At 71.7% G+C, this 24,881-nt stretch carries 25 protein-coding genes; 15 read left to right on the forward strand and 10 right to left on the reverse strand.

Annotated features, from left to right (window positions below; all coding sequences use genetic code 11):
* Positions 1–88: 88 nt before the first annotated feature.
* Entirely contained in the window at positions 89–559 is a 471-nt protein-coding gene (locus PUR53_RS20385; RefSeq protein ID WP_329909186.1) for a hypothetical protein, read from the forward strand.
* A gap of 788 nt (positions 560–1,347) precedes the next feature.
* Here PUR53_RS20385 and PUR53_RS20390 read toward each other — a convergent pair.
* Complete coding sequence (locus PUR53_RS20390; protein ID WP_329900627.1) at positions 1,348–2,064, reverse strand: class I SAM-dependent methyltransferase; 717 nt, start codon at positions 2,062–2,064, stop codon at positions 1,348–1,350.
* Between the two features lie 132 nt (positions 2,065–2,196).
* On the opposite strand from PUR53_RS20390, the gene PUR53_RS20395 reads away from it, so the two are divergent.
* Together PUR53_RS20395 and PUR53_RS20400 are read left to right on the forward strand one after the other, a co-directional pair.
* A complete protein-coding gene (locus PUR53_RS20395) occupies positions 2,197–3,345 on the forward strand; it encodes a sensor histidine kinase (protein ID WP_329900628.1) in 1,149 nt (382 codons plus the stop codon).
* Positions 3,342–3,989, forward strand: coding sequence for a response regulator transcription factor (locus PUR53_RS20400; RefSeq protein WP_329909187.1), 648 nt, complete (start codon positions 3,342–3,344; stop codon positions 3,987–3,989). The genes PUR53_RS20395 and PUR53_RS20400 overlap by 4 nt, the downstream gene beginning before the upstream one ends.
* Before the next feature lie 104 nt (positions 3,990–4,093).
* On the opposite strand, the gene PUR53_RS20405 is transcribed toward PUR53_RS20400, so the two are convergent.
* A complete protein-coding gene (locus PUR53_RS20405; RefSeq protein ID WP_329900630.1) occupies positions 4,094–4,423 on the reverse strand; it encodes a branched-chain amino acid transporter permease in 330 nt (109 codons plus the stop codon).
* Entirely contained in the window at positions 4,416–5,183 is a 768-nt protein-coding gene (locus tag PUR53_RS20410) for an AzlC family ABC transporter permease (protein ID WP_329900631.1), read from the reverse strand. Before PUR53_RS20410 ends, PUR53_RS20405 begins: the two co-directional genes overlap by 8 nt.
* Before the next feature lie 62 nt (positions 5,184–5,245).
* On the opposite strand from PUR53_RS20410, the gene PUR53_RS20415 reads away from it, so the two are divergent.
* Positions 5,246–5,704 (forward strand): Lrp/AsnC family transcriptional regulator, encoded by a 459-nt coding sequence (locus PUR53_RS20415; protein WP_329900632.1) that lies wholly within the window; start codon positions 5,246–5,248, stop codon positions 5,702–5,704.
* A gap of 42 nt (positions 5,705–5,746) precedes the next feature.
* Here the strand turns inward: PUR53_RS20415 and PUR53_RS20420 are convergent, their stop codons facing one another.
* Together PUR53_RS20420 and PUR53_RS20425 are read right to left on the reverse strand one after the other, a co-directional pair.
* On the reverse strand, positions 5,747–6,241 hold the full coding sequence (locus PUR53_RS20420) for a hypothetical protein (protein ID WP_329909188.1): 495 nt from the start codon (positions 6,239–6,241) through the stop codon (positions 5,747–5,749).
* 254 nt (positions 6,242–6,495) lie between these two features.
* The gene (locus PUR53_RS20425) at positions 6,496–7,710 is read right to left on the reverse strand and encodes an acyl-CoA dehydrogenase family protein (RefSeq protein ID WP_329909189.1); all 1,215 of its coding nucleotides are present in this window, start codon (positions 7,708–7,710) and stop codon (positions 6,496–6,498) included.
* A gap of 118 nt (positions 7,711–7,828) precedes the next feature.
* On the opposite strand from PUR53_RS20425, the gene PUR53_RS20430 reads away from it, so the two are divergent.
* The 6 genes from PUR53_RS20430 to PUR53_RS20455 all read left to right on the forward strand — a co-directional run bounded on the left by PUR53_RS20430 (position 7,829) and on the right by PUR53_RS20455 (position 14,781).
* A complete protein-coding gene (locus tag PUR53_RS20430; protein ID WP_329909191.1) occupies positions 7,829–8,677 on the forward strand; it encodes an enoyl-CoA hydratase/isomerase family protein in 849 nt (282 codons plus the stop codon).
* A gap of 94 nt (positions 8,678–8,771) precedes the next feature.
* Positions 8,772–9,404 (forward strand): hypothetical protein, encoded by a 633-nt coding sequence (locus PUR53_RS20435; protein WP_329909192.1) that lies wholly within the window; start codon positions 8,772–8,774, stop codon positions 9,402–9,404.
* The gene (locus PUR53_RS20440; RefSeq protein WP_329900637.1) at positions 9,401–12,058 is read left to right on the forward strand and encodes a putative PEP-binding protein; all 2,658 of its coding nucleotides are present in this window, start codon (positions 9,401–9,403) and stop codon (positions 12,056–12,058) included. Before PUR53_RS20435 ends, PUR53_RS20440 begins: the two co-directional genes overlap by 4 nt.
* Positions 12,055–13,173 carry an acyl-CoA dehydrogenase family protein gene (locus tag PUR53_RS20445; protein ID WP_329909193.1) on the forward strand — a complete coding sequence of 373 codons (1,119 nt, stop codon included), beginning with the start codon at positions 12,055–12,057 and terminating at the stop codon, positions 13,171–13,173. The genes PUR53_RS20440 and PUR53_RS20445 overlap by 4 nt, the downstream gene beginning before the upstream one ends.
* 19 nt (positions 13,174–13,192) lie before the next feature.
* Positions 13,193–13,630 carry a Zn-ribbon domain-containing OB-fold protein gene (locus PUR53_RS20450; protein ID WP_329900639.1) on the forward strand — a complete coding sequence of 146 codons (438 nt, stop codon included), beginning with the start codon at positions 13,193–13,195 and terminating at the stop codon, positions 13,628–13,630.
* On the forward strand, positions 13,627–14,781 hold the full coding sequence (locus PUR53_RS20455) for a thiolase family protein (RefSeq protein WP_329909194.1): 1,155 nt from the start codon (positions 13,627–13,629) through the stop codon (positions 14,779–14,781). The genes PUR53_RS20450 and PUR53_RS20455 overlap by 4 nt, the downstream gene beginning before the upstream one ends.
* 26 nt (positions 14,782–14,807) lie before the next feature.
* Here PUR53_RS20455 and PUR53_RS20460 read toward each other — a convergent pair whose 3' ends face one another.
* Positions 14,808–15,530, reverse strand: coding sequence for a TetR/AcrR family transcriptional regulator (locus tag PUR53_RS20460; RefSeq protein ID WP_329900641.1), 723 nt, complete (start codon positions 15,528–15,530; stop codon positions 14,808–14,810).
* Positions 15,531–15,671: 141 nt separating this feature from the next.
* Here PUR53_RS20460 and PUR53_RS20465 point away from each other — a divergent pair, with 141 nt between their 5' ends.
* Entirely contained in the window at positions 15,672–16,283 is a 612-nt protein-coding gene (locus PUR53_RS20465) for a TetR/AcrR family transcriptional regulator (RefSeq protein ID WP_329900642.1), read from the forward strand.
* A gap of 80 nt (positions 16,284–16,363) precedes the next feature.
* On the opposite strand, the gene PUR53_RS20470 is transcribed toward PUR53_RS20465, so the two are convergent.
* From PUR53_RS20470 to PUR53_RS20485, 4 genes are all read right to left on the reverse strand, one after another.
* Positions 16,364–17,821, reverse strand: coding sequence for a 2-oxo acid dehydrogenase subunit E2 (locus tag PUR53_RS20470; protein ID WP_329909195.1), 1,458 nt, complete (start codon positions 17,819–17,821; stop codon positions 16,364–16,366).
* A 5-nt stretch (positions 17,822–17,826) separates the two neighbouring features.
* Positions 17,827–18,861 carry an alpha-ketoacid dehydrogenase subunit beta gene (locus tag PUR53_RS20475; protein ID WP_329909196.1) on the reverse strand — a complete coding sequence of 345 codons (1,035 nt, stop codon included), beginning with the start codon at positions 18,859–18,861 and terminating at the stop codon, positions 17,827–17,829.
* A complete protein-coding gene (locus PUR53_RS20480) occupies positions 18,858–19,874 on the reverse strand; it encodes a thiamine pyrophosphate-dependent dehydrogenase E1 component subunit alpha (protein ID WP_329900645.1) in 1,017 nt (338 codons plus the stop codon). The genes PUR53_RS20475 and PUR53_RS20480 overlap by 4 nt, the downstream gene beginning before the upstream one ends.
* 96 nt (positions 19,875–19,970) lie before the next feature.
* Positions 19,971–20,426, reverse strand: a complete 456-nt coding sequence (locus PUR53_RS20485; protein WP_329909198.1) for a VOC family protein — start codon at positions 20,424–20,426, stop codon at positions 19,971–19,973.
* A gap of 156 nt (positions 20,427–20,582) precedes the next feature.
* Between PUR53_RS20485 and PUR53_RS20490 the strand changes: the two genes are divergently transcribed.
* The 4 genes from PUR53_RS20490 to PUR53_RS20505 all read left to right on the forward strand — a co-directional run bounded on the left by PUR53_RS20490 (position 20,583) and on the right by PUR53_RS20505 (position 24,878).
* Positions 20,583–21,884 (forward strand): aromatic ring-hydroxylating oxygenase subunit alpha, encoded by a 1,302-nt coding sequence (locus PUR53_RS20490; RefSeq protein ID WP_329900646.1) that lies wholly within the window; start codon positions 20,583–20,585, stop codon positions 21,882–21,884.
* 29 nt (positions 21,885–21,913) lie between these two features.
* Complete coding sequence (locus PUR53_RS20495) at positions 21,914–22,705, forward strand: SDR family NAD(P)-dependent oxidoreductase (protein WP_329900647.1); 792 nt, start codon at positions 21,914–21,916, stop codon at positions 22,703–22,705.
* Between the two features lie 32 nt (positions 22,706–22,737).
* On the forward strand, positions 22,738–24,492 hold the full coding sequence (locus PUR53_RS20500) for a PEP-utilizing enzyme (protein WP_329909200.1): 1,755 nt from the start codon (positions 22,738–22,740) through the stop codon (positions 24,490–24,492).
* Between the two features lie 71 nt (positions 24,493–24,563).
* Positions 24,564–24,878 carry a putative quinol monooxygenase gene (locus PUR53_RS20505; RefSeq protein ID WP_329909201.1) on the forward strand — a complete coding sequence of 105 codons (315 nt, stop codon included), beginning with the start codon at positions 24,564–24,566 and terminating at the stop codon, positions 24,876–24,878.
* Positions 24,879–24,881 lie beyond the last annotated feature (3 nt).

Here is a 24,881-nt window from a genome sequence, read left to right on the forward strand (position 1 = left end):
GCTCAGCACTGTGCAGTGTCTGGGGGCCGATGCGGGGCTGACCGTGGCGCTCCCCGGACGCCGCTACTGCCGGTTCTATCGTCGCGACATGACGTGGCTCCCCCTCTTCGCGGCTCTTGTCGGCGCAGTGATCGCCCTTGGCACCGCGCTCCTTGTCGAGCGCCGTCGAGAGCGCAGGGAGGACCGCATCGAGCGGCGCAGGACGAAGCAGGACCTGTATGGGCGGTTCCTGGCCGCCCATGCCCACACCCGGGCGCAGCTGCGCATCCTCGCTGACACTTCAGACCTGTCGGATGAAGAACGTGCGAACCGGGCCCGCGCGGCGTACGCGGGCTGCTACGCCCCGCGTTACGAGCTTGAGGTGTTGGCTCCTGAGTCGGTCCTGGCCCCAGCGCTCGTCTTCGACCAGCGTGCGAAAGCATTGCGAGACCTCGTCATCGAGGGCACGCGCATCCAAGCCCAAGGCGAAGATCAAATGCGCGAGTACCTCGACTCTCTCAAGATCGTGCGCACGGCGATGCGGGCCGATCTGGGTCCGAACGAGAACAAGGGAAGGTGAAAACCCTGGAGTCCTCAGGGCCGGGCGGACGCTGGCGTGGGCAAGGTAGTGGGCGTGCTTCTGGGCATGGCCTCGGCAGGTGTCTCGGACTTCATCGGCCGGGAACGGCGTGGACGAGGCGTTGTTCCGGATCAGCGCGGTGAAGCCCCGTCAGGGCAGTCGGGGTCGCCGTGCGGGATTGCGCCTGCGCGTCGTGTGGGGTGTGGTGGGCGACGCCGCAGGAGTGTGACCCCTAGGGCGATCAGGATGACTGTCGCGAGGGCGGGACCACCCAAGGTGAGTATCCGCTCGAGAGATGCGGCCGCAGCATAGCCGACGCCGACTTCGGCCGTCGCCCACAGGAGGGCCGCAACGACGCTGTACGGGGCGATGCGACGGTAGGGCAGCCGGGTGGCGCCGGCGAAGTGGGGGGGCGAGAGTGCGGACCACGGGCAGGAAACGGGCCAGAAGGACGGCCCGGCCGCCGTGGCGGGTCATCAGTATCCCGGCCCGCCGCCAGGTGGTGTCGGGAACACGGCTGCCTACTCGGCCCGACCTCAGTTGCTCGCCGAGGAGCCTGCCGGTGCGATGGGCGAGGAAGTCACCCGCCACGACAGCGCCTGCCGCGACGGCGATGACGACGGGGAGGCTGATCTGGCCGGTGCGGGCCAGTGCCCCGGCGGTCAACAGCAGGGTGAGCGTGGGGATGAAGGCGCCGACCAGCAGGACCGATTCGGCCAGAACGGCCCCGGCCACGACGGTGTAGGCCGACGCCGCGGAGACGTGGCCGAGGAGGTCGGAAAGGGCGTTCACAGGCCGGCCGGTTCCTGTGGCCGCGGCGCAGCGATGAGGGGCAGTTGAAGGTGCCAGGCGTGAGCGGGGGGAAGGTTGGCCCACACGGTCCAGCGGCCGGTTGCATAGGTGCGCTGGTAGGCAGCCATGAGGTCGTGCACGGCGGCGTGGCGGCGCGCTGCGGCCCGTGAGGCGGTCAGGGCGCGGGCCTTGCGGGTGCCGAGGTAGGCGAAGTAGGTCAAGGTGCCGCCGGGGTGCAGCAGTTCGAAGTAGCGCGACATGATCCGCTCGACCTGGGCGGGCTCGAAGTTGGTCAGCGGCAGCCCGGAGATGATCACGTCGTAGCGCTCGTCGGTGTCGAGGTCCTCGACGAACGCCTTGTGGACGGTCACCTGTGCGGGCCGGTCGGCCAGGTGCGGGTGGGCGGCGACGAGGCGGCGCAGCCGAGCGGCGAAGCGCGGGTTCGCCTCGACGATGTCCAGACGACTGCCGCGGGGCAGCTGCGGGATGACCGCACGTGTGATCGCACCCGTGCCGGCGCCGACTTCCAGCACGGAGAGCGGCCGGGGCGCCTGGATTCTCACCGGTTCGGTCAGGGCACGGGCGAGGGCCTTGCCGCTGGGGGCTATCGCCCCGGTGGTCCGCAGATCGCGGGCCGCTTCAGCCAGGAACATCAAGCTCTCGGCATGGCGGGGCGCCAGTGCACGGTCGTGCGAGGTGGTCCGTTCGTTCATGGTTTCGACGCTAGGAACCGGTGTCTGGCATCGGATCCGTCGTTGTGCGACCCCGTCCCCCTACGAAAGTCGGGGGTAGGCGGGGCCGATCGTCGGACGGAAACCTCATCGGTGCTGCCTAGGATTGCCAGAGTGAGCAGGAGCAAAGGGCGCAGATGGGCTGCCTTCGGCCGGGTGAGCCTGGTCCTCGTGTGTGTGCTGGCCGCCCTGCTGAACGCGGCATCGACCGATGCCGCAAGCTTCTTGGTTCCCGTCACCGTCGCGGCTCTTCTGTGCGGAGCGGCCCTGCTCGTGCCCCGACTGCGATGGCCGGTCGCGCCGCTGCTGGTCACCGTGGCCACAGCCTGGTGGGGCTGGCCGCTGCTGCCACTCATGGTCCTGGCCCTGTTCAGCCTGGCCGTGGATCTCAGGGCGCGGGCGGCGGTGGGTTGCGCCGTCGCCGCGCTGGGCGCCAATCTGCTCAGCCACTCGGCTACCTCACTGTGGACGTCACAGAGCTACGCCTCCACCGTGCTCCTGCCGACTCTGGCCGTGGTCGTCGGCCTGTGGCTGGGGAATCGTCGACGCCTCCTGGAGGCGCTGGCCGCCGACGTCGAGCATCTGCGCACGGAGTCGAAGCTCCGTGAAGAAGCGGCCCGTGCCGCGGAACGGTCCAGGATCGCCGTGGAGATGCACGACGTGCTGGCCCACCGGCTGAGCCTGATCGCCCTGCACACCGGTGTGCTGACCACCAGAGGGGATGCTCTGCCCGCACCGGTCGCCGACCGCCTCGGACTGCTGCGCGTCACGTCCGTCGAAGCCCTCACCGACCTGCGTGACGTTCTCGGCGCACTGCACACCCCGGACGGCACGCAGACCGGTTCCGAGCTGTCGCCCGTGATGAGGGAAGTACGGGAACTGGTCGAGGAGGCCCGCGCCGCCGGGCAACAGGTCGAACTGTCCTTCCACGGACTTCCCGAACAGGCTCCCATCACCCACCGCCTGGCCGTCCACCGCCTCGTCCAGGAAGCGCTGACCAACGCCCGCAAGCACGCCCACGGAGCCCAGGTCACCGTACGCGTCGACTACCGCGCACCGGCCACCCTCGTCGAGGTCGGCAACACCCCAGGAACCCCCCGCACCGACACTCCCGGCTCCGGCTACGGACTGGTCGGGCTACGCGAACGCGTCAGCGCGCTCGGCGGAGAGCTCACCGCAGGCCCCGCCGGCGCCGGGGCCTGGCGGCTGGCCGCCCGTATCCCCCATCCCGCAGGCATCGAGAAGAACGGCTCCGCCACATGATCCGCGCCATGATCGTCGACGACGACGCCCTGGTCCGTCTGGGGCTGGCCGACCTCCTCGGCAGCGACGAGAACATCGAGGTCGTCGCCCAGGCTGCCGATGGCCTGCAGGCCATCGAACAGGCCACCGCCCACCACATCGACGTCGCGCTCGTCGACGTGCGCATGCCCCACATGGACGGCATCACCGCCATCACGCGGCTCCGCGCGCTCCCCCACCCCCCGAAGGTCATCACCCTGACCACCTTCGACCTCGACGAATACGTCTACAACGCCCTCGCCGCCGGAGCCGACGGATTCCTCCTCAAGGACACCGACCCCGCCGAAATACTGCGCGCCGTCCACCTCGTGGCCGCCGGCTCCGCCATGCTCCACCCCACCGCGGCTCGGCGCCTCATCGACCGCTACCACGCCGCCAACCAACCACGGACCACCGCGGCCCGAGGCCGCCTGAACCAGCTCACCCCCCGCGAACGCGACGTGCTCGCCCTCCTTGCCAAGGGCGGTACCAACGCCGACATCGCCACCGATCTCGCGATGCGCGAAAGCACCGTCAAGGCCCACGTCAGCCGCATCCTGATGGCACTGGACGTCACCAACCGCGTCCAGGCCGCTCTTTTGGCCCGCGACGCCGGCATCACCTGACGGGCTGAGCGCCGCGTGGGGCTGGTCAACGGCCGAGTCGCTCTTGGGGTGCCAGGGCATGGGACGGGCAGCGGGGTGTACAGCGCGTCGCGCCCGGATGCCTGTCAGTGGGCGAAGACCGTACTGGCCAGGGCCACGTGCACGGCGGTTCCGGCGAGGATGCTCAGAAGGGCGTTGCGGCGCCACAGGTGCAGGCCGATGGTGACGGTCAGGGCGACCAACGGGGCCAGCACGCGGGACTGAGTGACCGGCAGGTCATGCAGGCAGTAGACGACGAGGATCACCATCACGCCGGCGGGCATACGGGTGCTGAGGTACTGCACGGTGGCGCTGGCGCGCAGCGGGGCGAGAGCCGCGAAGGGCAGGGCGCGCAGGCCCCAGGTGACGGCCGCGGTGACGAGGACGGCGACGACGGCATGGCGAGCGTCAGGCATGTGTGGACTTCCTGCCTGTGGCGAGGCGACGTGTCACGAGAGCGGTGGTGAACAGGGCGAAGGAAGCCAGGAGCATCTGGTGGGGGAAGAGGAGGCGGGCGGCCAGGGCGCAGACGAGGGCGAGCACAGGAGTGGGCAGGTCGCCGCGCAGGTCCCGGACAGCGTCGAGGGCGAGGACGGTGAACAGGGCGGTCAGCGCGAAGTCCAGGCCGGTGAGGCTGTCCGGGATGAGGGAGCCGAGCAGAGCGCCGGCGGTGGCACCACCCGCCCAGTACAGATGCAGGAAGAACTGCAGCCAGAGGATGCGCCGACCGGACCAGGAGCGGGCCTGTTCCCCGGCGGTCAGGGCGTATGCCTCGTCGCACAGCGCGAAGGTGCTGTACGCCTTGCCGAGGCGCCCCTTCACCTGGTGCAGCGGGAAGGACAGCGTGTAGAAGACGTGCCGGACGTTCACCAGGAACGCGGACACGGCGATCGACGCCAGCGGGGCGGCGGCGGTGACCATCCCGATGAGCAGGAACTCGAAGGATCCGCCGAAGATGACCGCGCTGGACAGGCTCGCCCACCACCAGTCGATGCCGGACTGGGTGACGAGCACCCCGAAGGCGATGCCGAGCGGCACGAAGCCCAGGCCGACGGGGGCAGAGTCCTCGAACGCGGACCGAGCGTCGGACGACGTACGGGCGGCAGGCGGGGGTGGGGCGGGAAAGAGGGAGGGAGAGGGAGACGAGGGGTCGGCAACGGGGGGCCGTATTCGCATGCCGACATTTTAGGAAGATTCGCGCCTCATATGGTTGCCGATACTGCCGCTACGATCGGCTCGTGAGCAATAAAATCAGCCTCGATGCCGTCGATCGCGAAATTCTGTTTCATCTACGCCAGGACGGTCGGCTGACCAACGTGGAGCTCGCCAAACGGGTCGGTCTGACCCCACCGCCGTGCCTGCGCCGGGTCAAGCGGCTGGAAGAGGCCGGCGTCATCGCCGGATACCGGGCCGTCATCGATCCCGCGGCTCTGGGGCGCGAGCTGGAAGTCCACATCGATGTCGAGATCTTCGCCCAGGACCGCAAGACCGTCGAGGATTTCGAGGACACCGTGGCCTCGTACGAGGAAGTCATCGAGTTCCGTCGTATGTACGGCCGTCCCGACTACTTCCTCCGCGTCGCCGTCGCCGACCACGCCGCCTACGAAGCCTTCGTGATGGGCAGGCTCAGCGGTCTGCCCGCTGTCCTGCGCCTCGAGTCCCACCTCACCATGAAGACGATCAAGCTGGACGGCTGATCCATGCGCCCCTCCTCCACGTGCGGGCGCCCGAGAGGCCGGTCAGAGGTAGTCGAAGAAGCGGGTCCACCACGTCGGGGGATGCTTGGGCGGGTAGGAGGAGACGAGGTCGCTGACGCCGTCGTATCTCGTCCAGAGCAGGTGTTCCGAGATGGCGACGTAGCCGAGTACTTCGAGTGCGCCGTCGATCCGGTGGCGGTCGGGGGCCTGAAAGAGTTCGCGTTCCTCGTCCGCGTCGTAGCTTCCGGGATTGCCCAAGGTCACGGCTGTCAGGTTCCCGAAGTTGCTGACGGTCACGGTGATGTGCTCCCCGCTGACAGTTGCGGTCTGCGGGATGGTGATCGTCCCGTGGTGGCTTGCGTCCTGGACGTACCGATCAACGGAGCAGGTGCCCTGGAATCGCTGGTCCAGGCGGGCTGCGAGCTGGTCGAACCGTGCCCGGACGGTGGCGTGATCGTAGCCGCGGGGGAACTCCATATGGTCGGGGTCGTCGAGTTGCCGGAGCAGGGCCCAAGCGCTCTGGTCATCGAGGGTCACGTACGTTTTCTCCTTGTTGGCGGCGTGAGGCTCGCCGGCTGACATCGGCGGCGAGGGTGAACAGGGCGCCAGGCCCGCTCCGCCGTCCACGCCTGTGCCACCTCCGGCACATCCCCGGCACCGGCCTCGACGACACCACCCACCAACTCGCCGGCCCACGCGCGAGACCTGGACGACCTCGCCGCCCCCCTCAATCACCACGCCGAACGGAGCTCCCCCGCACGACGAGCCTCCCGTACGTGACGTCGGCGCCGTCAGCCGGTGGGACCCGTGCTCGGCCGGCGGTACGGGCGCACCGCGCGGCGGGCGATGGCGAAGCGGTGTGTCTCCGAGGGGCCGTCGTAGATCCGGAACGGCCGTACCTCCCTGAGCAGGCGGGCCAGTGGGGCGTCGGCGGCCGAGATGCCGAGAGCTCCACAGATCTGCACGGCGCGGTCGACCACCCGGTTCACGGCCTCCGCCACGAAGGTCTTGGACACCGAGGTGAGCTGCGCGGCTCCGGCGGACCCGGTGTCCAGCTCCCACGCGGTACGCAGGATCAGCGCGCGGCTCGCCTCGATGTCGATCTCCGAGTCGGCCAGCATCTGCTGCACCATGCCGAGGTCCCCGAGGACGGAGCCGAACGCCATGCGGCTGCCCGCCCGTTCAAGGGCGACGTCCTGGGCGCGGCGGGCGGCGCCCAGCCAGCGCATGCAGTGGGTCATGCGGGCGGGGCCGAGCCGGACCTGGGCGCCCGCGAAGCCGTGACCGACCTCGCCGAGCACCTGGTCGTCCCCCACCACACACCCGTCGAAGACGATCTCGCTGTGGCCGGCGAAGAGCCCTTCGTCGAGGGTCTCGATGTCGCGGACGATGTTCATGCCGGGCGTACCGGCGTCGACCAGGAACATGGTGGCGCCGCCGGGGTCCCCCGGCTCGCCGGAGGTGCGGGCCATGACGATGGCGAAGCCGGCGCCGTTGGCCCCGCTGATGAACCACTTGTGTCCGTCGATGCGCCAGCCGCCGGGCACCCGGGTCGCGGTGGTCCGCAGGGCACGGGGATCGGCGCCGGCTCCCGGCGCCGGCTCGGTCATGGCGAAGCAGGACCGCACGTCACCGGCGGCGAGCGGACGCAGATAGCGCTCCTGCTGCTCCTCCGTGGCCACCTTCTCCAGCAGGTGCATGTTCCCCTCGTCCGGGGCGGCACAGTTCAGCGCCAGGGGCCCGAGCAGCGAGTAGCCCGCGGCTTCGAACACCACCGCCTGTCCGCGCAGGTCGAGGCCGTGTCCGCCCCACCGCGTGGGCACGTGCGGAGCGAACACACCCGCCTCGCGGGCGCCTTTCTGCAGGGTCTGCCGCAGGTCCTCGGGGGCGTCGTGGACGGACCCGCCGCAGGCGCGCTCGGCCGGTATCACCACCTCGCGTACGAACGCGGAGGTGGACGCGGCAAGTTGGGCGATCGTCGGATCGACGTCGAACTGGATGGGCACGGGACCTCCCGCTGAAAGGCGTACGGGCACCGGGTCCCGTCGCGTCTAGAAACTGTATAGCGTCTTCAGTATCTTGCCGAGAGAACCCGGCGACGGGAAGACGACAGGAGACACCTCCATGAGCAACTCCGTGAGCAACGCCATGAGCCCCGGGCCGGTCCGGGTGGTCCGCCACCCCGACGGAGTCGTCGAGGTGCGGCTGGACGATCCGGGGCGGGGCAACGCCCTGGACCTGGCGACCGCCGAGGCACTGCGCGACGCGACCGCCGAGGTGGCCGCGGACCCGGGTGGCGCGGTCCTGCTGCGATCGGCGGGCGGCACCTTCTGCGTGGGCGGTGACCTGCGCGCCTTCGCCGGTCTGGGCGAGGAGACGGGGGCCTATGTGCATGCCGTGGCGACCGCCGCGCACGCCGCGATACTGACCCTGCACGAACTGCCGGTACCAGTGGTGACCGCCGTGCGCGGCGCCGCCGCGGGCGGCGGTGTCGGCCTCGCCCTGGTGGGCGACATCGTTCTGGCGGCCCGATCGGCGCGGTTCCGGCTGGCATACACGGACGTCGGGCTCACCCCGGACTGCGGGGCCTCCTGGTTCCTGCCCCGCCTGGCCGGCCCCCGGCTGGCGGCGGATTTGATCCTGACCAACCGCGCCCTGACCGGCGACGACGCCGAACAGACGGGTCTGGTTTCCCGTTCCGTGGAGGACGGGGAGCTGGACGCGGCGGCGCACCGCACGGCCGCCGGGCTGGCCGCCGGGGCGGGTGGGGCACTGCGCGCGGCGAAGGGCCTGCTGCGCGGTCGCGACGGCACCGGCCTGGCCTCCCACCTGGCCGAGGAGGCGCGGCAGATCGCGGCCCTGGCGGGGCGGCCGGAGGCGCAGGAGCGTATGGCGTCGTTCCTCGCCGCGCGGGGCCGCGCCCGGACCGCGGCAAACCGGGACCGGCCCAGGGAACCGGAAAGTGTTTCTTGATTGCCTCTTCACTAACAGGCCCGCCGGAGCGTAACCTCCGGGCAACACAGATCCGAGGAACCGGTCACCACAGAACCGGGGAAAAGGTGTGGCGATGCAATCTGCTGCCGTGGACCTTCCGGACGCCTTCGACGAGACGCTGACCGAAGCCGTCGTCGATCTCGTTCTGCGTGGCATGTGGCGCGGCAGGCCCGAGGCCGAGCACCGCCCCTTGGTCGACGCGGGGCTGGCGATGGTCAAGGGACCGATGGTGCTGCCGACCGAGCGTGCCAAGGCCGCCGCCGCGCGGATCCTGCGGATCTCCCCCGGTTCGGCGGGGGAGCAGCAGATCACCGCGGCGTACGAGGCCTTCCTGCCGATCAACAGGAAGATCCGCGAGGTGTGCACGGCCTGGCAGTGCCGCCCCGACGGCAGCCCCAACGACCACTCCGACAGCGTCTACGACGCCGGGGTGCGCGAGTCGCTGGAGGACGTGCACGAGGCCATCCAGCCGGTGCTGCGCAGACTGGAGCCGGTTCTCGAAGGCAGCGGGCAGTACGTCACCGCGCTGGAGGAGGCCCTCGACCGCTTCGACGACGGCGAGCCGCAGTGGCTGGCCTCGCCGCTGTGCGAGTCGTACCACACCGTGTGGATGCGGCTGCACCAAGAGCTGCTGCTCGTTCTGGGGATCAGCCGGGCCGAGGACGAGGCCCGGGAAGAGGAGCTGGTCACCGGGAGCCGGGGTTGAGCGTCACCGACCGCGAGCCGGGCCCCGTCGCACAGCCCGACGACCCGCTCGCACAGCCCGAGGCCCCGCTCGCACAGCTCGGCGCCCCCCTCGTACAGACCGACGCCCCACTCGCCCCCTCCGAGGCCCCCGGCCGGGTCCTGGTGCCCTACGGGCAGGGACGGATCAGAGGCCTCGACGCCGCCGAACTGGGCGCGCACGGCGCGGCCATGGACGGGCTGGTGGCCCTCGGGCTGCCGGTCGTACCGGGGCTCACCGTCCCGGCCGGCGCCTCCGCGTCCCTGTGCGAACCGGGCACCGCCCGGGCCGCCGTCGACCTCATCGAACAGCTCTCCGGCCGGCGGATCGGCGACGCGGGCCGCCCCCTGCTGCTGCGTCTGTCGGCGAGCGCGCCGACCGAGATCGCCGGGCTGCCGCCCGACCTCGCCTGTCTCGGCGTCACTCCCTCGGGCGCCGCCGACCTGTCCGCCGTCATCGGGCGCGCGGACGCGCTGCACGAGGTGTGGGCCGCCGCTGTGCGGATGATCGCCGAGCACGCCCTCGACGTACCCGGCGCGATGCTCGACGACGTCGTCCTCGACACACCCGAGCCGCGGGCCCGGGTCGAGGCCCTGCTGTCCCTGGTCGCGCGGCGCGGCTCCCGGCCCTTCCCCGACGACCCGGCCCAGCAGCTCGCGCTGGCCGCCCGCGCCCTCCTCGCACGGTGGGACTCACCGCGCGCGAGGAGATCCCGCAAGGCGCAGCGACTGCCCGCCGATCTCGGTATCGCCCTGCACGTCCAGGCGCTGCGCATCGGCCCGGCGGACCACTCGGGCTACGGCACGGCGGTCAGCCGCCACCCCGAGACCGGCCGCCTCTCCCCGCAGGGCTCGTTCTTCCGGGGCGTGCGCCGCAGCGCACCCCCGCCGCACACCAGTGAGCCCCTGGAGCGGCTCGCGGGCGGAACGGCTCTGCTGGAGCACTCCCTGCTCACCCTCGAACGTCATCTGCGCGCGCCCGTCTCGATCGACTTCGAGGTGCGCGACGACGAGATCTCTCTGCTGGCGGCCTCCGCGCAGCAACGGCCGCCGCTACGGGCCTCGGTGTGCCTGGCCGCCGACCTGGCACGGGACGGCGCGCTCACCCCGGAGGAGGCCGTACTGCGGATCAGTCCCGCGCAGGTGCAGGAGCTGCTCCACCCTCAACTCCGGCTCACTGGAGGCGAGGAGCTGCTGGTGAGGGGGCTGCCCGCTTCACCGGGCGCGGCGACCGGTGTGGTCGTGCTGTCCAGTGAACGTGCCCTCGAACTGAGCGCGGACGGCGCCCACGTCGTGCTCGTCTCCCACGAGACGACGCCGGCGGACGTCCCGGGCATGCTGGCCTCCGTCGCCGTCCTGACCGGCAGCGGCGGTATCGCCTCGCACGCCGCCGTGGTGGCGCGCGGCGCGGGCACGCCCGCGGTGTGCGGCGCCGAGGGGCTGCGCGTGGACCTGGACGCGGGGACCGTGCGGATCGGGGAGCGGCTGCTGCGCGAGGGCGACCCCGTCTCGCTGGACGGCCGTACCGGCGCCGTCTACGCGGGAACGCTGAGCGTCAGTGTCGCCGGACCGCCGCCCGAGCTGTCCACCCTGCTCGACCGGGCGGACGGCATGCGCCGGCTGGGGGTGCGGGTCAACGCCGACACCGCCGCCGAGGTAGACACCGCCGTCGCGCTCGGCGCGGAGGGGGTCGGGCTGTGCCGTACGGAGCACCAGTTCCTCGGCGAGCGGCTGCCGCTGGTCCGCCGGGTGATTCTGGCCGCCGACCCGGCCGCCCGCGACGAGGCGCTGGTGGCGCTGGGACAGGCTCAGCACGAGGACTTCAGGGCCCTGCTGGCCGCGGTCGGCAGCCGCCCGGTGACCGTGCGCCTGCTGGACGCCCCGCTGCACGAGTTCCTGCCCGCCCCCGGCCAGGCCCTGGACGCGGACGAGGAACAGCGGGCCGCCGCGCTGAGGGAGGCCAACCCGATGCTCGGGCTGCGCGGCGTACGGCTGGCACTGCTGCACGAACGGCTCTACCCCACGCAGGCCGAGGCGCTCTTCGCCGCCTGGGCGGATGTCGCCGCCACCGGGGTCCGGCCCGCGCTGGAGGTGATGATCCCACTCGTCAGCCTGCCGGAGGAACTGGCCGTCGCCGCCGCGTACGTACGCGGGGCCGCCGAGGCGGTCGCCGCCCGTACCGGGGTGGAGGTCCCCTACCGGCTGGGCACGATGATCGAGACCCCGCGGGCCGCGCTGCTGGCCGGCGAACTCGCCGAGCACGCCGAGTTCTTCTCCTTCGGCACCAACGACCTCACCCAGCTGACCTACGGGTTCTCCCGGGACGACGTCGAGCGCCAGGTGCTCGCCACCTACCAGGAGCGCGGCCTGCTGACGGCCAGTCCCTTCGCGCGCCTCGACCCGCACGGTGTGGGCGCCCTGATCGCCCTGGCCGTCGAGCGGGCCCGGAGCGTGCGGCCCGACATCAAGCTGGGCGTGTGCGGCGAGCACGGCGGGGATCCGGAGTCGATCGCGTTCTGCGACGGCCTCGGCCTCGACTACGTGTCCTGTTCCGCGCACCGCGTGCCGGTGGCCCGGATGGCGGCCGCGCACAGTGCCCTGCGCGCGCGGCGAGACGAGAGCGGGAGCACACGATGACGAGCGCCCTGACGGACGGCCCGGCCGTGTCGGATGCCGAACTGGACGACCTGCGCGAGACCGTACGGTCGGTGTGCGCGGACGCCGGAGGCACCGCAGCGGTGCGCCGGCAGCCCGAGCACTCCTCCGGCATCGACACCGAGCTGTGGGACACCCTCGGCCGGCAGGTCGGCCTCGCGGCCCTCGGGCTGCCCGAGCCGGCCGGAGGCATCGGCGGTCTCGCCGAGATCGCCGTGGTCTGCGAGGAGTTGGGCAGGACGCTGGCACCCGTACCGCTGCTGTCCTCCACCGTGCTCGCCGGGCAGGTGCTAGCCGGTTGCGGTACGGCCGACAAGGCGCTCGCCGAACTGGCCGAGGGCACGGTGCACGCCCTGGCGGTCGTCGCGGCGGACGGCACATGGCGGCCCGGCTCGGTGCCGGTGGCCGTCTCCTGGCAGGGCGGCGTCCCGATCCTCGACGGCACAGCGCCGTTCGTGCTGGACGGCGCCGACGCCCGGGCCCTCGTGGTGGCCGCCTCGGGAACCGACGGAGTCGACCTCTTCCTCCTCGACCCGGGCGGGCCGGGAGTCACGGTTCGCCGGGTGCCCACCCTGGACCTCAGCCGGGGCCAGGCGGTGGTCACCTTCTCCGGTGCCCGGGCCCGGCCGCTGACCGCCGGGGGCGAGGGGGCGGAGGTCGTCTCCCGCGCCCTGGACGTGGCCCTGGTCGCCCTGGCCGCCGAGCAACTCGGCGGTGCGCAGGCCGCGTTGGACATGACGGTGGCCCATGTGCGGGACCGTACCCAGTTCGGCAGGGCGATCGGCGGCTTCCAGGCGGTCAAGCACACCTGCGCCGACATGCTGCTCCAGGTCGAGGGCGCGCGGTCGGCGGTGGTGCGCGCCGTCCGGGCGGCCGACTCGCGCGAAGCGCTGGCCGAGGCGGCGGCGGTGGCCCAGGCCTGGGCCTGCGAGGCCTTCGTGTCCGTCACCGCCGAGTGCGTGCAGCTCCACGGCGGTATGGGCTTCACCTGGGAACACGACGCACATCTGTACTTCCGGCGCGCCCAGTCCGACGCCGTCCTGCTGGGCGGCGCCGCACATCACCGGGAACGGCTGGCCGGACTGCTGGGCTGGTGACGTGGAAGGCGGAACCGCTATGACCACCCGACTCATCGACGACTCGCTGTTCGACGACGCGGCCGACAGGGCCGACGGGGCGCCACCGCGACTCGTGGGCGCCCGCTGCTCCGCGTGCGGCACCGTCGTCTTCCCCCGGCAGAACTCCTGCCCCAGGTGCTCGGACGGGCACATGGCCGGCCATGTGCTGCCGGTGAACGGGCGGGTGTGGTCGTGGACGCTCCAGGCGTTCCCGCCGAAACCGCCGTACCGGCCGCCGGCCGACGGTCACCGGCCCTACCACGTCGGCTATGTGGACCTCGGTGAGGTGCTGGTCGAGGCGCGGCTGGCGGTTCCCCGCGCGGAGATACGGATCGGCCTGCCGGTGCGGCTCACCACGGTGCCCGCGTACCACGACGAGGACGGGACCGAGGTCCTGACCTTCGCGTTCCGCCCGGATCCTGAAGGGGAGCGATGAGCCGCAGCGAGGACGTCTACGTGGTCGGATGCGGGATGCATCCCTTCGGCCGTGACGAGGACGTCACCGGGATGGACATGGCCGAGCGTGCGGTACGCGAGGCGTTGGCCGACGCCGGGGTCTCCTGGGCGGACATCGACTACGCGGTCGGCGGCTCCGACGTCTCCGGCAAGCCCGACACACTGGTGGGCCGTCTGGGCCTGACCGGGGTGCCGTTCGTGAATGTGCAGAACGGCTGCGCCACCGGAGCCTCCACCGTCCTGACGGTGGCCAACGCGCTCCGCGCGGGCGAGGCGTCCCTGGGGCTGGCGGTGGGCTTCGACAAGCACGAACGGGGGGCGTTCCACGTCTCCGCGGCCCGCTACGGCCTGGGCGAATGGTACGCCGAGACCGGCATGATGCTGACCACCCAGTTCTTCGCCCTGAAGACCCAGCGGTATCTGCACGAGCACGGGATCTCGGAGCGGGCGCTCGCGGCGGTCGCCGCGCGCGCCTTCCGCAACGGCTCGCAACACCCCCTGGCATGGCGGCGCAAGCCGCTGACGGAGCGGGAGATCCTGGACTCCGCCGAGGTCAGTCCCCCGCTCACCCAGTACATGTTCTGCTCACCGGGCCAGGGCGCGGCGGCGCTGGTGCTGGCGCGCGGCGACCGCGCCTTCGACCTGTGCGAGCGCCCGGTGCGGCTGGCGTCGTTGGCCTTCCGTACCCGACGGTTCGGCTCGTTCGAGGTGTTCTCGCCCTGGCTGCCGCCGGGTCCGCACCGCAGCCCCAGCGTCGACGCCGCCGAGGCGGCCTTCCGCACGGCCGGCGTACGGCCCGAAGACGTACGGGTCGCGCAGCTGCAGGACACCGACAGCGGCTCGGAGCTGATCCACCTGGCGGAGACCGGCCTGTGCGGGCACGGCGAACAGGAAGAGCTGCTGGCCCGCGGGGACACCGATCCCACGGGGCGTATCCCGGTCAACACCGACGGCGGCTGCCTGGCCGGCGGGGAGCCCGTCGGCGCCTCGGGGCTGCGCCAGTTCCACGAGGTCGTACGGCAGTTGCAGGGCCGGGCGCCGGGCGCGCAGGTGCCGGGCGCTCCCCGGGTGGGCTTCACCCATGTGTACGGGGCTCCCGGGATCAGCGCCTGCTCGGTCCTCACGGTGTGACGGGAGGCGGCGCGCGAAGGGCCCTCTCAGGCCCGTGCCGCGGACGGGGCGGGAGCCGGGGACGGGGATGAGGCGGGAGCCGGGGCAGGGGCAGGGGCCGAAATCTGGGCCGGTTCCTGCTCGGCGGCGACGATGCGCAGCGCCAGTTCCCTGACCGCCTCCAGCACGGACCGGGACGGCATCCGGGACAGCGGCCCGCCTTCCGCGCGCAGTGCCGTGACGAGCATCGTCGTACTGATCAGGGTGCGGACGGCGAGCGCCTGTGCCGCGTGCCGGGCCTTGGCCGCCCGGGGGCTGCGGGTGGTGCCCTCGGGCAGGTAGTCGTAACCGCGCTGGATGTGCCGCTGTTCGAACTCGTCGCGGAGCGCCTTGACGTTGCCGCTGGCGGAGGCCGTCTGCACCTGGTAGAGGCGGGCCTCGTCCGGGTTCTGCTCCACCCAGTCCCACACGGCGTCGATGACGCGCAGCAGGCCCTCCGCGTCACCCGGCTCGGACTCCGGCCGGGCCGCCTCCACGACCGCGTTCAGCTGGTCGAAAACCCGCCGCATGGCGAGTTCGAGCAGCTCCTCCTTGCCGTCGAAGTGGTAGTAGACGGCCGTGGGCACCACCTGGGCCTCGGCCGCGATGTCCTGGATGCTGGTCTCCGCGAAGCCGTTGCGGCCGAAGACCCGGACGGCGGCGGTGATGATGTGCTGCCGTCGCGAGGGGCGGTGGGCAGGCTGCTTGCCGTTCTTCGTGGTGGCCATCATGCTCCCCTGGCGACTGCCGCGGACCCGCGTCCGCGAGCCCTGTGTACTGACCATGCTATCCAGTAACTCCGACCGGCCGACGGCGTAATTCCTGCTACGTCAGTGCAGCCAGGGTACGGATGTCCCGGCATACTTGACATCATGACGACATCCAAGGCCCGCGCCGCTCACCGTCCGTCGCGCAAGCAGTGGGTGATCGAGGCCGCCACGGAACTGTTCGCCACGCAGCCGCCGGACGAGGTGACGGTGGCCGACATCGCCGCCCGCGCGGAGATGACGTCGGCGGCGGTGTACTACCACTTCTCCTCCAAGGACCAGGTCCTGGCGGAGGGCATGCGGGTGTTCGCCGGGGCGCTGCGCGAACAGTTGCGGACGCTCACCGAGGCGCACGAGCCCGGCTCCGGCATCGGGCCGGCGGTCACCACCCTGCTGGCCTGGCTGGGCGAACACCGGTCCGCCGCCACCGTGTTCTTCGTGTCGTCGGCCGGCATGAGCCAGGAGGCGGAGGCGCTGCGCCTGGAAAGCCGTACGGACCTGCTGGCCGAACTGGTGGGGCTGATCCACAAGGCCCGCGAGTCGGTCACCGAGGCGGAGGCGGCCGTGATCGGCCTGGGTCTGCTGGCGCTGCTGGAGACCGCGGCCATCTCCCAGGTCCGGGGCGACGACGTGTACCGGTCGCTCGGGCACCGCTCGTTCGTCCGCGAGGTCGACCGGCTCGCCGAGCGGATCGCCGACCCGGCGGTGGCCGGGTAGCCGGGCGACGGGGTAGCGGGCGACCGGATGGCCGTCGACCGGGTCACACCGGCAGACGGCCATCGAACCGGTCCCCCTGGTCACACCAGCAGACGCAGGGGCTTGCTCAGCAGCTCCGCGACCGTGCGCAGGTACTCGGCCGCCGGTGCCCCGTCGACGGCGCGGTGGTCGAAGGTGAGGCTCAGGGTGAGCACCCGTGTCCGCAGCGGCCGGTCGTCGCTCCACTCGACGCCGTCCCTGAGTCGGCCCACCCCGAGGATCGCGACGTTGCCGGGGTTGATCACCGGCGTGAAGAAGTCGACGCCGTAGCCGCCCAGCGAGGTGACGGTGAAGGTGGCGCCCTCCAGCTGGGCCGGGGAGATCCGCCCCTCGCGCGCGGCCCCGGCCAGGGCCCTCGACCGGCGGGCGATCTCGGGCAGCGGCAGCGCCACCGCGTCCTCGATGACCGGGACCATCAGACCGCCCGGAACGGCCACGGCGAACCCCAGGTGGATGTCGTCGAGGAGATGGACGCCGTCCTCGCGCACCGTCGCGTTGAGCAGCGGGTGCTCGCGCAGGGCCAGGGCGGCGGCCTTCAGCAGGAAGTCGTTGAGGCTGGGTACCGGGAGTCCGCTGTCGGCCCACTCCTCCTTGAGCCGGTCCCGCAGGGTCACCACGGCGTCCATCCGCACCTCGTACCCGTGCGTCAGCTGCGCCATCTCCTGGAGGCTGGCGTGCATCCGGCGGGCGATGGTGCCGCGCATCCCGGTCAGCGGGAGCACGTCTCCCGGTCGGGGTACGGCGTTGCGGCGGGAGGGCGCCGGCTCCAGCGCCGGGCCGAGCGCGTCGAGGTCGGACCTGCGGATCCGGCCGCCGGGCCCGGTGCCGTTCACCTCCGACAGCTCGATCCCCCGCTCCTTCGCCAGTCGGCGGACCAGCGGCGAGACGGGGAGGACGGGGTCGGCCGACAGGACAGTGGGCGGCGCCTGGGCCACCGCCGGAGAGGCGGTGGCAGCGGCAGCGGCGAGGAACTCCTCCACGTCCTCGGAGACGATCCGGCCGCCGGGTCCGGTGCCGCGTACGGCGGTGAGGTCGACGTCGGCCCCGGACGCCACCCGTCGGGCGTTCGGTGAGGCCAGGAGCCGGCCCCCGTCCCCGAGGGTGGCGGACTGGCCGTTGGTGGACTGGCCGTTGAGGGCGGGCGCGGCCGTACCGCTGCTCCCGGAGACGACAGACGTCGTCGCCCGGGCCGTATCACCGGGCCCGGCCCCCGACCCGGACCCGGCCGGCATCGGCGTACCGGCCGGGTCCGGCGGCTGCTCGCCCTCGGCCAGCAGCCAGCCGATGAGGGCCCCGGCGGGGACCGTGGCCCCGGCCGGGACCACCGGGTGGAACAGTCCCCCGGCCTCCGCCTCGACATCCACGTCGACCTTGTCGGTGGCCAGCCGCAGCAGCGCGTCGCCCTCGGCGACGGCGGTGCCGGTGGGCACGAGCCATTCGTCGATCGTGCCTTCCTGCATGGTCAGGCCGATCTTCGGCAGCAGAACCTCGACCGCCACGTCGGTCACGACCTTTCGAGGAGGCGCCGGCAGCCCTGGGCGATCCGGTCGCGATCGGGAACGTAGGCCTTCTCCAGGACCGGGGAGAAGGGCACCGGGGAGAAGGGGGCGCCGATGCGCAGTACGGGGGCGTCCAGGTAGTCGAAGGCGGCGTCCTGGATCTGGGCGGCGATCTCCGCGCCGAGCCCGCCGAAGGTGACGGCCTCGTGCACCACGAGCACGCGGTTGGTGCGGCGGACGGAGGCGAACATGGTCTCGGTGTCCAGGGGCTGCACCGTGCGGGGGTCGATCACCTCGATCTCCACCCCCTCGGCGGCGAGTTCGTCGGCCGCCGCGAGGGCCTCCCCCACCATCCGGCCCAGGGCGATCACGGTGACGTCGGAGCCCTGCCGGGCAGTGTGCGCCTGGCCGAGCGGGATGCCGTAGATCTCCTCGGGCACCTCGCAGGAGCTGCCGAGGAGGACCTTGTTGAGCATGACGACGACCGGGTTGTCGTCGCGGATGGCGGAGACGGTCAGGCCCTTGGCGGTGTACGCGTCGCTCGGCATCACCACCTTGAGGCCGGGCACATGGGCGAGCCAGGCCTCCAGGCTCTGGCTGTGCTGTGCGGCGGCGCCGAGGCCCGCCCCGGAGGCGGTGGTGATGGTGAGCGGCACGGAGACGGAGCCGCCGAACATGTACTTCATCTTGGCGGCCTGGTTGACGATCTGGTCGAGGCAGACGCCGATGAAGTCCATGAACATCAGGTCGACGACCGGGCGCAGCCCGCGCGCGGCGGCGCCCACTCCGAGACCGACGAGGGCGGCTTCGGAGATCGGGGTGTCGATCATGCGGCGGGGGCCGAACTCGTCGAGCAGGTTGTCGAACATGCGGAAGACGCCGCCGTAGCCGGCCACGTCCTCGCCGGCGACGAAGACGTTCTCGTCCTCGCGCATGGCCTGGGCGAGTCCTTCGTTGAAGGCCTTGACGTAGGAGAGTTTGCGGGCCGTGCTGTTCGGGGCGACGGCCTGTGCTTCGGTGAGGGTGGTCATGGCGGTCATCCCGAGTAGACGTTGAGCAGCAGGTCGGCGGTGTCGGGCAGCGGGCTCGACTCGGCGTACGCGATGGCCTCGGCGATCTCGTCGCGGGTGCGTTGCCAGGTGTCGTCCAGCTCCGCGCGGGTGGCGGTGCCGTCGGCGACGGCCCGGGCCTCGATCAGGTCGATCGGGTCGCGGGCCTTCCACTCGGCGACCTCGTCGTCCGAGCGGTAGGGGTGGCGCAGTCCCTTGACGCCCTGGTGGTCGAAGAAGCGGTAGGTCTTGGCCTCGATCATCATCGGGCCTCCGCCGGACCGGGCCCGTTCGACGGCTTCTACGGCGGCGCGGTGGACGGCGACCGCGTCCATGCCGTCGACGATCACGCTGGGCATGCCGTAGGCGGCGGCCCGGTCGGCCACGTCGGTGAGCAGCATGTGCTTGGACTGTGGCGTGAATTCGGCGTAGCCGTTGTTCTCGCAGACGAAGACGACGGGCAGGTCGAGGATGGCGGCCATGTTGGCGCCCTCGTGGAAGGCGCCGATGTTGGTGGCGCCGTCGCCGAAGAAGGTGACGGCGACGCTGTCCTCGCCCTTGTACCGGGCGGCGAAGGCGGCGCCCACCGCGATCGGGACGCCCGCTCCGACGATGCCGTTGGCGCCGAGCATGCCGCGGGTGACGTCGTTGATGTGCATGCTTCCGCCGCGGCCGAGACAGGCGCCGGTGACGCGGCCGTACAGCTCGGCGTACATCTCCCGCAGGCCTACGCCCTTGGCGACGGCGTGCCCGTGGCCGCGGTGGGTGGAGGTGATCTGGTCGTCGTCGCGCAGGGCGGCCATCACGCCGGCGGCCACGGCTTCCTGGCCGACGTAGAGGTGCAGGAAGCCGGGCAGTTTGCCCGCCTCCATGAGTTTGCCCGCCTCGGTCTCGAACAGCCGGATGCGCACCATGCGCTCATGCAGATCCTTGATGACCTGCGCGGACACATCCTTGATGACCTGCGCGGATTCTTCTGACGCCGTCGACGCTCGTTGAGCCATCGTCCGCCCCTTCGCCCGAGGGAGGTTGCCAAGCAATCGGACTTACTTGTGCCGGTCTACAGTAACCAACACGGGGCACCTTACTGAACAGCGTCTCTAATTACTACGCCCAGTACCGGGCTCTTGCCCGCAGGCGTCCACGAGCTCGACGACGTTGCCCTCCGGGTCCGACCAGAAGCTGACGCGCCGCCCCCGCGCCGGGACGACGACCGGGTCCGACAGCGGCCGGGCGCCCGCGGCCGTCAGCGCCGCCACCACCGGCCCCATGTCGTCGAAGTGGAAGGTCAGATACGACAGCCCCATGCGCCCGGCCGGACCGAGCGCCTCGGGCGTCGGCGCCACGGGCGACGAGGGAAGAAGCAATTTGACGCACCCCCCGGAGGGCACCTGGAGCCAGACGACGACCAGCTCGCCGCCCAGCCCGGCCGGTCCGCCGACGGACTCCGGCACACGCGAGCGGCGCACCGCGCGACAACCGATCACGTCGCGGTAGAAACGCTCCATCACCGCCAAGTCCCGTACCACCACGCCCACCTCGAACGGCCGCGTCATCACCACCACACGCACCCCCACGGGACACCGAGCCTCGACTTCTCCACTTTCTATTGACAGACCACACTAAGTCCTGTTGTCGTTTCGGACACAACCCAGCTGTCGCATTCCGAAGCCGGTCACCGGCTCGCGGCTGGGAGGGATTGTGAGGACATCGTGGTCCAGACCAGTTCACCGGAGCTTCGGGAGACGGACGCCGGGCGCGAGCCGCCCCCGGCCCCCGCGACCCCCGAGTACTCCTCGTGGATCAGCCGGGACCGGTCCACCGACGCCGCGTCCGTGACGATGCGGCGGGAGGCCGCCGAGCTCGTCGAACGCGTGCTGACGCACTACCGCGACAGCACGACGCACGAGGCGGACGGCCAGTGGACGGAGCCGGTCGCCAACTATCTCGACGCCGACCGCTGGCGACGGGAGACGGACGCCGTCCACCGGAGTGTCCCGCTGCCGCTCGCGATGTCCTGCGAGCTTCCCGGGCCGAACACCTACAAGGCGATCGACGTGCTCGGCATCCCCGTGCTGATCACCCGTGACCGGCAGGGCGCCGTGCACGCGATGATCAACGCCTGCCGGCACCGGGGGGCCAAGCTCGTGGAACCCGGCTGCGGGGTGTCGAGGCGGCTCACCTGCCCGTACCACTCCTGGTCCTACGACCTGGCCGGTGAGCTGCGGGGCGTGTACGCCGAGAAGACCTTCGGCGAGGTCCCGCGCGAGGGCCGCGGCCTGATCAGGCTGCCGGCCGGCGAGCGGGCGGGCATCGTGTTCGTCTCGCTGGACCCGGCCGCCGAGCCCGACCTGGACGACTGGCTGGGTGATCTGCTGCCCCTGCTGGAGGGGCTGCGGCTGGCGGAGTGCCACCACTACTCCACCGGCGAACTGACCAGCCCCAACTGGAAGGTCACCCTCGACGGGTACCTGGAGACGTACCACTTCGCCTCGCTGCACCCCAAGACGGTGTTCGAGACGAACCTCTCCAACATGATGGCCCACGACACCTGGGGCCCCCACCAGCGCATCGCACCGGCCCTGCGTCCCATCGCGCAGGCGGTCGAGCTGCCCCCGGACCAGCGCGACCCGGGGGAATGCGTCGGCCCCATCTACTGGCTCTTCCCCGGACTGGCGATCGCCGGCGGCTGGCGGCAGAAGATCGCCGTCTCCCTGGTGCTCCCCCGGACGGCCACCGAGTCGGTGACCCAGCAGATCATCCTGCTGCGGGAACCGGCGGTCACCGAGGAGGAGCGCCAGGCCGCCGACCGGTTCGGCGAATGGTTCCACGAGGTGGTCCGCGACGAGGACTACGCGACCACCTACGGAGTCCAGCAGGGCCTCGCCGCCCTCGACGGGACCGACTTCGTCTTCGGACGCAACGAGCCCGGACTCCAGCATTTCCACCGCACCATCCACCAGCGCCTGGACACACACGCCGAAGGCATCCCAGCCGACAGAGCCGCCAGGTGACGAACCAACAACACTCGCGGGAGAACACCATGGTGGCTTCGGGCAGCCTCGACGGACGTGTCGCGGTGATCACGGGCAGCACGCGCAGCATCGGCCGCGCCATCGCCGAGCAGTTCCTGGCCGACGGCGCCACGGTCGTCATCAGCGGCCGCAGCGAACTCAAGGGCAAGCAGGCCCTGGAGGAGATCGGCGCCGGCGACCGGGCCGTCTTCCACCCCTGTGACGCCAACAGCCAGGAGGACATCGAGAACCTCGCCGACTTCGCCGCCGAGCGCTTCGGCCGGCTCGACATCTGGGTCAACAACGCCGGCGGCACCTCCGGCTTCGCCCCGGTCCACCAGCTCAGCGACGAGGCCTGGCACGACGCCCTCAAGCTGAACCTCAACGCCTACTTCTACGGCACCCGGCGCGCGCTGCCGAAAATGCTGGAGGGCGGCTGGGGACGGATCATCAACATCTCCTCCGTCGAGGGCAAGCAGGCCAACAAGCCCGCGATCAGCCACTACATCACCAACAAGCACGCGATCCACGGACTGACCAAGGCGACCGCCTTCGAGTACGGCACCCAGGGCATCACCTGCAACGCCATCTGCCCCGGCGCCGTCGACACCGACCTGATGCGCGCCGCCGGGCCGGCCGCGGCCGAGGCCGAGGGCATCTCCTACGAGGAGTGGCTGGGCCGGTTCGCCGAGCACGCCGCCACCAAGGAGATCACCACCGTGGAACAGATCGCCGCGGTCGCCTCGCTGCTCGCGAGCGACGTCGGCGCCGGTATCACGGGCACGCTGATCAGCGTCGACGGCGGTACGGCGCAGTGGTAGGCACGGGGACGGACGGCGGGAGACCTTCGGGCATGAAGAGCTGGATCACGGACTGGCAGCGCAGTGAGCGGCTGCCGCACTACACCCGGGCCAACGCGGGCGAGACCCTGCCGGAGCCGGCCAGCCCGCTGGGTTGGACCCTGGTCTGGGGGCGCGGCCTGCACGGCTGGCGCAAGGGCTTCGTCGGCTTCGGCATCTACCGCGAGGAGGAGGTGGCCGGCCCTCGACCGCCGTTCGTCGGAATGTTCGGCGGCTACTTCTACCTCAACCTGTCCCACATGCGGCTGTTCGGCATCCGTATGGGGCAGACGGCGGACCAGATCGACGCCGCGTTCGTCGGCCAGCGCTCCGACACTCCGGTGTACGTGGCGCACCCCGACGACCAGGACGGTGAACTGACCGCCAAGGCCGGCGGCACGCTCCAGCGGATGCTGGGCCTGTCCAACTTCCCCGAGGCCGACGCCGACCGGGAGCGGTTGCGCCGTCTGCGCCGCGACCGGCCGGACCTGGCCCGGTTGTCGGACGCCGAGTTGGTGGCGCACGCACGCTCCCTGCTGGACGACGTGGAGACGACGTTCCAGCGGCACGTCGAGTCGTCGCTGCCCGCGTCCGTGGGACCGGCGATCCTCGGACCGCTGTGCGCGAGCGTGGACCGCTCCGACGCGATGCTGGACCTCATCGGCGGTCTCGGCGACGTCGACTCGGCCTCCCCCTCGGACGGGCTGTGGACCCTGTCCCGCCAGGTGGCGACCTCGGCGGAGCTGACCGCGCTGTTCGACGAGGGTCCGGCCGCCGTGGAACGGGCGCTCGACGGGGCGATCGGGGACGTGAAGGCGTTCCGTGACGCGTTCGAGGAGTTCCTGGCCACGTCCGGCGACCGCGGCCCCAACGAGTGGGACATCCACGCGCTGTCGTGGGAGGCGGCGCCGGTCCAGGCACTGGCGCTGGTCGACCGGATCCGGCACAGCTCCGCCGACGACTCCCCGGCCGCCCGGCGGGCTCGTCTGACCGAGCGGCGCGAGCGGACCGCGCGGGAGATCCGGGCCGCGCTGCCCGAGGACGCGCAGCCGATGTTCGACGCCGGCATGCACGCCTCCCAGGTGTGGATCCCGGCCCGCGAGCGCACCAAGGCGAACTGTGTGACCGTCGTCAACGAGATCCGCATGGCGGTGCGCGAACTCGGCCGCCGGGGCGTCGAGGCGGGGCGCTTCGCCGAGCCGGGGGACGTGATGATGCTGCTGGACACCGAACTCGACGACTACGTCGCCGACCCGGAGCCGTTCGGACCGGTCATCGCGCGGCGGCTGGAGGAGTACGCCGGGCTGCACGAGCTGGAGCCGCCGTTCTTCATCGCCGACGACGCCCGGACCGAGATCGACAGCTGGCCGCGGTGCGCCGAGGAGCGCACCGAGGCCGCGGTCGAGGGTGATGTGCTCAGCGGTGTGGGCGGCAGCCACGGCACGTACACCGGCAGGGTGCGGGTGGTCACCGACCCGGCCTCGTGCGAGGCGCTGGAGCCGGGAGAGGTGCTGGTCGCGCCGATCACGGACGCGGCCTGGACCCCGCTGTTCCTGGTCGCCGGGGCGGCCGTGGTGGACGTGGGCGCGCTCAACAGCCACGCCGTCGTGGTCTGTCGCGAGTTGGGCATCCCGGCCGTCATCTCCGTCGAAGGCGGGACGAGGCGGCTGCGGGACGGGATGGTGATCACGGTCGACGGCCACCGGGGCACGGTCACCGTGGACTCCGTCGATTCCGTGGACGACGTCCCGGCGCCGCTCGGCGTCTGAGCACACACCGAGGGCCCGCCGCTCCCTGCCCGGGGCGGCGGGCCCGACGACTTGACCGCGAAAGGAACCCCGTGGCCGAGGAAATCATCGTCGCCGGCTGGATGGACTACGCACCCGGTGACCGCGACACCATGCTGGAGGCCCTCGTCGAGCTGGGCCGGCACACCCGCGAGCGGGAACCGGGCTGTCTGGACTACGCCATGACCGCCGACCCCGGCGACGCGCGGCGTATCCGGGTGTACGAGCACTGGACCTCGCAGGAGGCCCTCGACGAGCACTTCTCCACCGCGCACATCAAGGACTTCCGGGCGACCGTGGCGGGGCTGACCCGTGTGGGGGTCTCCCTGACGGCGCACACCGTCGCCGCCTCCCGCCCCATGCGCTAAGAA

Origin of the sequence: Streptomyces sp. SP18BB07 (assembly GCF_036322545.1) — a bacterium.
Taxonomy (GTDB): domain Bacteria; phylum Actinomycetota; class Actinomycetes; order Streptomycetales; family Streptomycetaceae; genus Streptomyces; species Streptomyces deccanensis.

Coding starts and splice junctions, on each gene's coding strand:
- PUR53_RS20385 (WP_329909186.1), top strand. CDS start 89: ATGACGTGGCTCCCCCTCTTCGCGGCTCTTGTCGGCGCAGTGATCGCC.
- PUR53_RS20390 (WP_329900627.1), bottom strand. CDS start 2,064: ATGAACGAACGGACCACCTCGCACGACCGTGCACTGGCGCCCCGCCAT.
- PUR53_RS20400 (WP_329909187.1), top strand. CDS start 3,342: ATGATCCGCGCCATGATCGTCGACGACGACGCCCTGGTCCGTCTGGGG.
- PUR53_RS20405 (WP_329900630.1), bottom strand. CDS start 4,423: ATGCCTGACGCTCGCCATGCCGTCGTCGCCGTCCTCGTCACCGCGGCC.
- PUR53_RS20410 (WP_329900631.1), bottom strand. CDS start 5,183: ATGCGAATACGGCCCCCCGTTGCCGACCCCTCGTCTCCCTCTCCCTCC.
- PUR53_RS20430 (WP_329909191.1), top strand. CDS start 7,829: ATGAGCAACTCCGTGAGCAACGCCATGAGCCCCGGGCCGGTCCGGGTG.
- PUR53_RS20435 (WP_329909192.1), top strand. CDS start 8,772: ATGCAATCTGCTGCCGTGGACCTTCCGGACGCCTTCGACGAGACGCTG.
- PUR53_RS20445 (WP_329909193.1), top strand. CDS start 12,055: ATGACGAGCGCCCTGACGGACGGCCCGGCCGTGTCGGATGCCGAACTG.
- PUR53_RS20450 (WP_329900639.1), top strand. CDS start 13,193: ATGACCACCCGACTCATCGACGACTCGCTGTTCGACGACGCGGCCGAC.
- PUR53_RS20455 (WP_329909194.1), top strand. CDS start 13,627: ATGAGCCGCAGCGAGGACGTCTACGTGGTCGGATGCGGGATGCATCCC.
- PUR53_RS20460 (WP_329900641.1), bottom strand. CDS start 15,530: ATGATGGCCACCACGAAGAACGGCAAGCAGCCTGCCCACCGCCCCTCG.
- PUR53_RS20465 (WP_329900642.1), top strand. CDS start 15,672: ATGACGACATCCAAGGCCCGCGCCGCTCACCGTCCGTCGCGCAAGCAG.
- PUR53_RS20475 (WP_329909196.1), bottom strand. CDS start 18,861: ATGACCGCCATGACCACCCTCACCGAAGCACAGGCCGTCGCCCCGAAC.
- PUR53_RS20480 (WP_329900645.1), bottom strand. CDS start 19,874: ATGGCTCAACGAGCGTCGACGGCGTCAGAAGAATCCGCGCAGGTCATC.
- PUR53_RS20485 (WP_329909198.1), bottom strand. CDS start 20,426: ATGACGCGGCCGTTCGAGGTGGGCGTGGTGGTACGGGACTTGGCGGTG.
- PUR53_RS20495 (WP_329900647.1), top strand. CDS start 21,914: ATGGTGGCTTCGGGCAGCCTCGACGGACGTGTCGCGGTGATCACGGGC.
- PUR53_RS20500 (WP_329909200.1), top strand. CDS start 22,738: ATGAAGAGCTGGATCACGGACTGGCAGCGCAGTGAGCGGCTGCCGCAC.